A 6,493-nucleotide genomic window follows, 5' to 3' on the forward strand; every position below is an offset into this window, starting at 1 on the left:
AATCTGGTCATACTCGGGATTCAGTTTCAGGGCTTTCAAGTCAGTCATACAGGAATCACTATGGACAGCTCCCAATGATTGCACAACCCGGCCTTCGGCTCGATTGGGGACAGTGTATTTTTTGTGGAAGGATCGTTGGAGGATCGCACGCGGTATGCGTTTGCTCTATTTTAGAATCAAGGTGAAGAACCATGATTGATCCGCAGCTCGAAAACAAGGTCGTCCTTATCACCGGCGCCAATCACGGCATCGGGGCAGCGACGGCGAAAGCATTTGCGGTCCAGGGTACCAAGGTATTCGTCACCTACTTCCGGGAGCCCTGTCCCTACTCTGCGGAGGAGTTAAGGGAGGCCCGGACCGCTGGCATTGGAGGGGATAAGTACTTCCGGGCCATGCAGCAGCAATCGGCTGAACCGTTCGTCCGCCATATCCAAGCGCATGGCGGAGTCGTCTTTGCTTATGAGGCCGATCTGGCCGATTGGGCTAATATTCCGGTGTTGTTCGATTTATGCGAAGCAGAGCTTGGACCAGTGGATATTCTGGTAAACAATCACACTTACGATGTTCTGGAAACGTTCGATCCGGCGCTGACCAGCGAGGATTATAGATGGTTCGGAGAATACGCAGTGCGATTGATCACAGCCACCAGCATCGACGCCCACTTTGCCGTCAATGCACGGGCCTACGCTCTCATGATGTCCGAATACATCAATCGTTATTTAAAACGGGAGGCCAGTTGGGGCCGGATCATTAACATCAGCACCGATGCCGCCCATGCACACCCGGCCAACGTCAGTTACGCCGCCAGCAAACATGCCATCGAATCTTACAGCCGCTCCGCGGCCGCCGAGATCGGCAAGTACGGCATCACAGTCAACATCGTTGCTCCGGGCCCGATTCAGACCGGCTACATGACGCCGGATATGGAAGCTGACCTTGCTGAGCAAGCGCCCCTGCGCCGCGTTGGTCAACCCGAAGATGTTGCCGATGTGATTGTCTTTGTCGCTTCAGAACAGGCCCGCTGGCTCTCGGGACAACTCATTTACGTCGGCGGGGGCTGGAGAATGCATCAATAGCGCTACCTATCAATAAAGGAGATAGTACATGCAAACGACACTTCCGCTTATCATCCTAGTCCTGGTGTGCTCTCTTGTTGCCGGGGTGGGGGAGAGTTCCGCTGACCTGGCCAACGTTCGCCAGGAGCGCCTGACGGTGCTACTGCCACAGCTGCTGGAGGAGAAAGGGCTGGACTGCTGGCTCACTTTCACCAGGGAGGGGGCCACAGATCCGCTCCTGAAGCGGCTGGGCAGTGAGCACATGGTGGCTCGTGCGGCGCTGATCTTTGCCCGGACGCCTGATGGCGATTATCGCCGCATCGCCATCGCGGCTTCCTACGATGTGGAGCCTATAATCAGCAGTGCCCTTTATGACACGGTCATTGCATACCGGGAGGAGGGCATCCGTCCGCATTTGCCGCCGGTGGTAGCGGAGCTGAAGCCCCGGAGTATCGCGGTCAATTTCTCCCGCGACGTTCCCATGGCTGACGGGCTCACTACCGGGATGCTGAACTACCTGGAGGAAGTCCTGCCGGAGTACAAGGATCGCTTCGTCTCAGCGGAGGAGCTGATCATTTCTCTATTCAGTCGGAAGCTGCCGGTGGAAGTGGCCGCGGTGCGGGAGGCGGCGGAAAAGACCCAACTGATCTTACGGGAAGCCTTTTCCGGCAAGGTGATCAAGCCGGGGAAGACCACCGAGCTGGACGTAGCCACCTACCTGCGCCGCCGGGCCCGGCAGCTGGGTATAGAGGAGTCCTGGATTAGTATCGTAGCGGGACCGGCGCGGGGACACTCGGACCCCAGCGAGCGGGTTATCCAGCGAGGTGACCTGCTGCGGGGTGACGTATGTTTCAAGGTGCAGGGCTATTCCAGCGACATCCAGCGCACGGCCTATGTTTTGAATAAGGGTGATCTCCAGGCCCCGGGATTTGTGCTCAAGTTGTGGGAGGACGGCCTGGCGACCAATCGGGCGGCCCTGGCGGTCATCAAGCCGGGGGTGACGGGCAACCTGGTGGATGCCGCGGCGCGATCAGTCCTTGAGGAGCGGGGTTACAAGGGCTATCCCTATGCCGCCGGCCATCCCATTGGCACCCAGGTGCACGACATCGGTCCCCTGCTGGCGCCTGACTGGCCGGAGCGTTATGGCCGTCTGGGCTTTTTTACGCTGGAACCGGGCATGACCATCGCGGTGGAACCGGCGCTCAATACTGATGAGCCCCGGCTCGGCGGCCATATCAATGTAGGCATTGAAGAAGATGTGGTGGTCACCGAGAGCGGCTGCGAGGTGCTGGGTGAACCCCAGACCGAGCTGTGGTTGATCAGATAAGCCGTGACGACGGTTTTCGGGACCCTGGCGCCGCTACCATTGCAGGGTGAGGGTGAGTTACTCAGCCCTTGATCAATAAGGACCGGGCGTAGGCCAATGTTTCCCTGATAGCCTCCGGCTGCAACTGGTAGTAGATGGTGGGTCCTTCCCGGTAATTGGAGACGAGGCCGCCGTCTTTGAGCTTGCGCAGCTGGTGGGATACAGCGGAGGTATCCATCCCCAGAATATCGGCGAGGTCGGAGACGCAGAGCTCTCTGGCGTGGGCGAGGCTCAGGAGAACCTTCAGGCGGGTAGGATCTCCCAGCAGGCTGAAACTACTGGTTCTGGCGGGCAGGTCTTTCAGGGAGGCCAGATGCCGCTGGGTACCCTCCAGCACCGGCGTTTTAACCTTGGAACGGGTTGAGGATCGGTCGATCATGATGACATTCTCCTGATAGAATCACCTCATCATTGGCCTATCGAACTACTGGGCATGTGCGCGTGTATGAAAACGTAGGAAATAGCTGGCACGTACCTTGCCACTGCAAGCGAAGTGGCCTTTTGCTTCATATTCGATACATGAACATATGTGCAAATACAGGAAAGTGCAACTGCTATTTGCCGTCTTTCCGGGTCACTTTACCATAGGGTGGGGATCATAATAGTCCGTTGTCCGCGAAGGAGAAGTAATCGTTGCCGCCGATGATGAGATGGTCGTGGACTTGCACATCGATGCTCTGGCAGGCTTGTTTAAGCCGCTCGGTGATGCGGTGGTCGTCCTGACTGGGAGAGAGGTTGCCGGAGGGGTGATTGTGCACGAATATGACCGCTGCGGCATCCCGTTCCAGGACGAGCTTGATCACTTCCCGGGGGTAGACCGCGCTGGTGGTGAGGCTGCCCTCAAAGAGGGTAACCAGATCGATGAGCTGGTTGCGGCCGTTAAGCAGGATGATCAGGAACTGCTCCCGGTTGCGGTTTTTCAGACGATGGGTCAGGTAAGTCAGCACCTGGCTGGCCGATTGGATGTAGTCCTTCCCAATTATTTCTTCTTTCAAGTATCGGCGCGCCACGGCCTGTACCAGCCGGAGACCAAAGATGTTCTTATCTCCGACACCCTTAACGTTTTTAAGCAGGCTTGGTGGTGCATCCAGGACGGCCCCTAACGAGCCGAACTTGGTCATGAGGGCCTTGGCGGTAGGCTTGTGGTCGGGCCTGGGGTCGGCCAGCTTCAGCAGCAGTTCGACCACCTCGTAATCCAGGAAACCGTCCAGTCCATTAGCGAGGAATCGCTCCCGCAAGCGGCGGTAGTGTCCCTCGGGTGAATGTGTATTGGTAGTCAAGGCTTGTCTCCTGGTGCCTAGATCGGTGTTAACAACCAAAAAAGTTGCATGCTTTCAGCGCCCTTTGCAACTCCCAAAAGGGGGCATAAATTAGGTATGGATGCCCGGTCAAAGTTTCCAGCTGCTATTCCATATCCTCCAGAGCGAGCAGTCTATTCTTGCGCGCACCGATCAGAAGGCCTATGCGCTGCTCTCGGTTCTGGGGGTCTTCATGGTCTTCTTTATTGTTTACTACCGCATGCTGGTGCTTAACATTTTCATTATTGCCCTGCTTGCGATTTATTTTGGGCCGGCATTTCTCACCATCTGGAGCCTAGTGAACACCATCCAGCCCCGTCTTCACCGGGAAGCGCGCTCTGCCAAGGGAAATCCCTACCGACTGGACCCCACTTTCTTCGGTGGTATCCAGAAGTTTCCTTCCAGTGATGATTATTATGCCTTCCTGCGAGAAATTGAGGAGGATGATGATTACGCTGTTCGTTTGTTGAGCCGCCAGGTACATGCCCTGGCCACGATCAACTGGATCAAGAACAGCCACCTGCGCCGGGGGATCTATTGTTTCATCGTTGCCCTTGGCGCTGAACTGCTGATGATCCTTTCAACGTTTATCAAAGGGGGACTGGAATCGTTGTCTTGATGAGAGCTTCCAGTAGGGGGCCGGTGTGCCGAAAATCATATCATACCGCAAACGGGGAGGCATCAAGCGCATTACCAGCATGAAGGTCGTCAAGCGCTTCCGGTGGAGCATGGCCCATCGCCTGACGCACGGTTATCAGGGTCCCTGCGCCTCGCTCCATGGCCACGAGTACGAGGTAGAGGTGACGGTGGCGGGTGAGATGGACGCTATGGGACTGGCCGTGGATTTTGCGGACATCAAACGGGCCTGCCAGGGTTGGATTAAGGAGCACCTGGACCACACCACTATCGTTTATGATCAAGATACCCCCCTGCTTGATTTTCTACAGCTGGAGAAGCAGAAGCACTATGTCGTTGATTTTAACACCACGGCGGAAAACATAGCGATTCACCTCCGGGAGGTGCTCCAGAAGGAGCTGCAGCGTGTACTGGACCGGCCCCTGTCGGTAGCCCACATCCGCTTGCTGGAGACGCCCAGCAGCTGGGTAGAGGTGCCATAGAACAAATCGACAGCCCTATCCGCGTATATTTTCAAGTCTTTTTATACCGTTTTTAGCTTCGATCGTGCGTATTTTATAAATACCAATTAATGCCATATCCCGAAAATCTGACGGGATAGCAAAATGATTAACTGGAGGGATAAACCGATGCGAAAAATCATAAGGTGTCTTTTTCTATTTACAGCCCTTTTTCTGTTCATATCAGGGTGTGAAGAAACGCTGGTCGATGAGGAAGTGGACGCTGAAGCTGCCGCGGCGAAAGCGTCGGAGGCCATTGCCGTTTTGGAGAATGAGTTTTACACCTTAATTAATTCAGTGGAAAATGATGAGATCGATCAACCCGGGGACGTTGATTTCACCACTTCCAACGGCCTTTTTAAAGAAGCCATTGCGCTGGATGCGAACAATCTGGATGCCAACTTTGGCGCGGGCTTAACCGAGCTGCTTATTTTCGGCCAGGAGCCGGATGTGCAGCAGGTTTTTGAGGCCTGGGAGGCATTTCTGGATACCGGGAGCGCATTTGTGGCCGAGGATTTCGGTTCGCTGGCCCTGTCATGGGGCTGGCTGTTGCCGGGACCCGGTGGGCGGTCCCCTATTCAGAAGCTGAATGAAAAAGGGATGGCCTATTCTTATTTGAACCTCTTTAAGCTGGCAGTGAGCGATCCACCCACCATCGGGGACATCCAGGACATTATCGAGAGCGTTTTTCTACCCAGACTGGATTATGCCCTGGAACGGTTCGATGTCGTGGATGATGATCCCAGCTACGCGTTCACCATCACCCCCAAGATGCAGGGTGATCTGGAGGAAGACGCGGTCGAATTTGACCTCACCGAACTGTACGTGTTGGAGACAGCGGTGAACCTGCTGCGATCCTTTTGCAGCGTCGCGGTAGCCTACACGGTTGGTCCCAGCGCCTACGACAGTGCGGCGGTCATCGAGTTTCTGGCTCAGGGCAGCGGCTTTCTCAGCTTGCGGCCCAACGGCGCAGGCCAGATAGCGAAGGCAAAGGAGACCCTGTTAGAGGCCTCCTATAAGCTGGATGATGCGGTCGCTTTTCTCAAAGCCGAGACCGACGATCAATCGGATGATATCATCACGATCACACCCGGTGAACTGGAGGAGGCCGATCTGGATTCAGTGACCAGGTACAATGAGGAATTTCGCGATTATTTCCTGAATGGAATCACACTAACGGAAGACTGGGATGACGATGGTACGGAAACTGACCTCACCTTTGACTTCAACGAGCTGTTTGACAATCCGGTTCAGGACTTCAAGTCCCTGCTGCCGGACTATACCGTCACTGTGGGCCGGGATACATCCTACGATTATGACTGGGAGAGTTTCGATAGTCAGCTATCCGGCATGATTGACGTCACCACGGCTGGATATTATACCTACCATCGGCAATACTGGTATAGCAGTTGGGATGGTGGTGAAGATTCCTATGAGAATATAACGAAAGACATACCGGAGTTCACCCGGGTCGTGGACAGCCTGCTTTCCGCTTTCCGGGGGGATGCGTTACTATCTTATTGGGAGATCTACATATACTGGTATGAATACGTGGATGTGGGGCAATGGCCGGTCCAGGCCACAATATACGTTTACATAGAGCGTCGCGTCCCGGAGTGGTCTTATTATACCGGTATC

Annotated in this window: 7 protein-coding genes; 5 read left to right on the top strand and 2 right to left on the bottom strand. The window is 55.2% G+C overall.

What is annotated here, in order from left to right; translation table 11 throughout:
* The first annotated feature begins 191 nt into the window (after positions 1-191).
* Both ACETWG_07080 and ACETWG_07085 read left to right on the top strand, forming a co-directional pair.
* Entirely contained in the window at positions 192-1,076 is an 885-nt protein-coding gene (locus ACETWG_07080; GenBank protein MFB0516350.1) for an SDR family NAD(P)-dependent oxidoreductase, read from the top strand.
* A gap of 28 nt (positions 1,077-1,104) precedes the next feature.
* Complete coding sequence (locus tag ACETWG_07085) at positions 1,105-2,382, top strand: M24 family metallopeptidase (GenBank protein MFB0516351.1); 1,278 nt, start codon at positions 1,105-1,107, stop codon at positions 2,380-2,382.
* 61 nt (positions 2,383-2,443) lie between these two features.
* Here the strand turns inward: ACETWG_07085 and ACETWG_07090 are convergent, their stop codons facing one another.
* Together ACETWG_07090 and radC are read right to left on the bottom strand one after the other, a co-directional pair.
* Positions 2,444-2,800, bottom strand: a complete 357-nt coding sequence (locus tag ACETWG_07090; protein MFB0516352.1) for an ArsR/SmtB family transcription factor — start codon at positions 2,798-2,800, stop codon at positions 2,444-2,446.
* A gap of 217 nt (positions 2,801-3,017) precedes the next feature.
* On the bottom strand, positions 3,018-3,701 hold the full coding sequence (gene radC / locus ACETWG_07095) for a DNA repair protein RadC (GenBank protein ID MFB0516353.1): 684 nt from the start codon (positions 3,699-3,701) through the stop codon (positions 3,018-3,020).
* Positions 3,702-3,801: 100 nt separating this feature from the next.
* On the opposite strand from radC, the gene ACETWG_07100 reads away from it, so the two are divergent.
* From ACETWG_07100 to ACETWG_07110, 3 genes are all read left to right on the top strand, one after another.
* Complete coding sequence (locus tag ACETWG_07100) at positions 3,802-4,338, top strand: Pycsar system effector family protein (protein ID MFB0516354.1); 537 nt, start codon at positions 3,802-3,804, stop codon at positions 4,336-4,338.
* 25 nt (positions 4,339-4,363) lie between these two features.
* On the top strand, positions 4,364-4,837 hold the full coding sequence (locus ACETWG_07105; GenBank protein ID MFB0516355.1) for a 6-pyruvoyl tetrahydropterin synthase family protein: 474 nt from the start codon (positions 4,364-4,366) through the stop codon (positions 4,835-4,837).
* A 147-nt stretch (positions 4,838-4,984) separates the two neighbouring features.
* A partial coding sequence (locus tag ACETWG_07110; GenBank protein ID MFB0516356.1) for a hypothetical protein occupies positions 4,985-6,493 on the top strand: 1,509 nt, incomplete at its 3' end.

The organism is Candidatus Neomarinimicrobiota bacterium (genome assembly GCA_041862535.1).
Lineage (GTDB): Bacteria > Fidelibacterota > Marinisomatia > SCGC-AAA003-L08 > TS1B11.

Coding starts and splice junctions, on each gene's coding strand:
- ACETWG_07080 (MFB0516350.1), top strand. CDS start 192: ATGATTGATCCGCAGCTCGAAAACAAGGTCGTCCTTATCACCGGCGCC.
- ACETWG_07085 (MFB0516351.1), top strand. CDS start 1,105: ATGCAAACGACACTTCCGCTTATCATCCTAGTCCTGGTGTGCTCTCTT.
- ACETWG_07090 (MFB0516352.1), bottom strand. CDS start 2,800: ATGATCGACCGATCCTCAACCCGTTCCAAGGTTAAAACGCCGGTGCTG.
- ACETWG_07100 (MFB0516354.1), top strand. CDS start 3,802: ATGCCCGGTCAAAGTTTCCAGCTGCTATTCCATATCCTCCAGAGCGAG.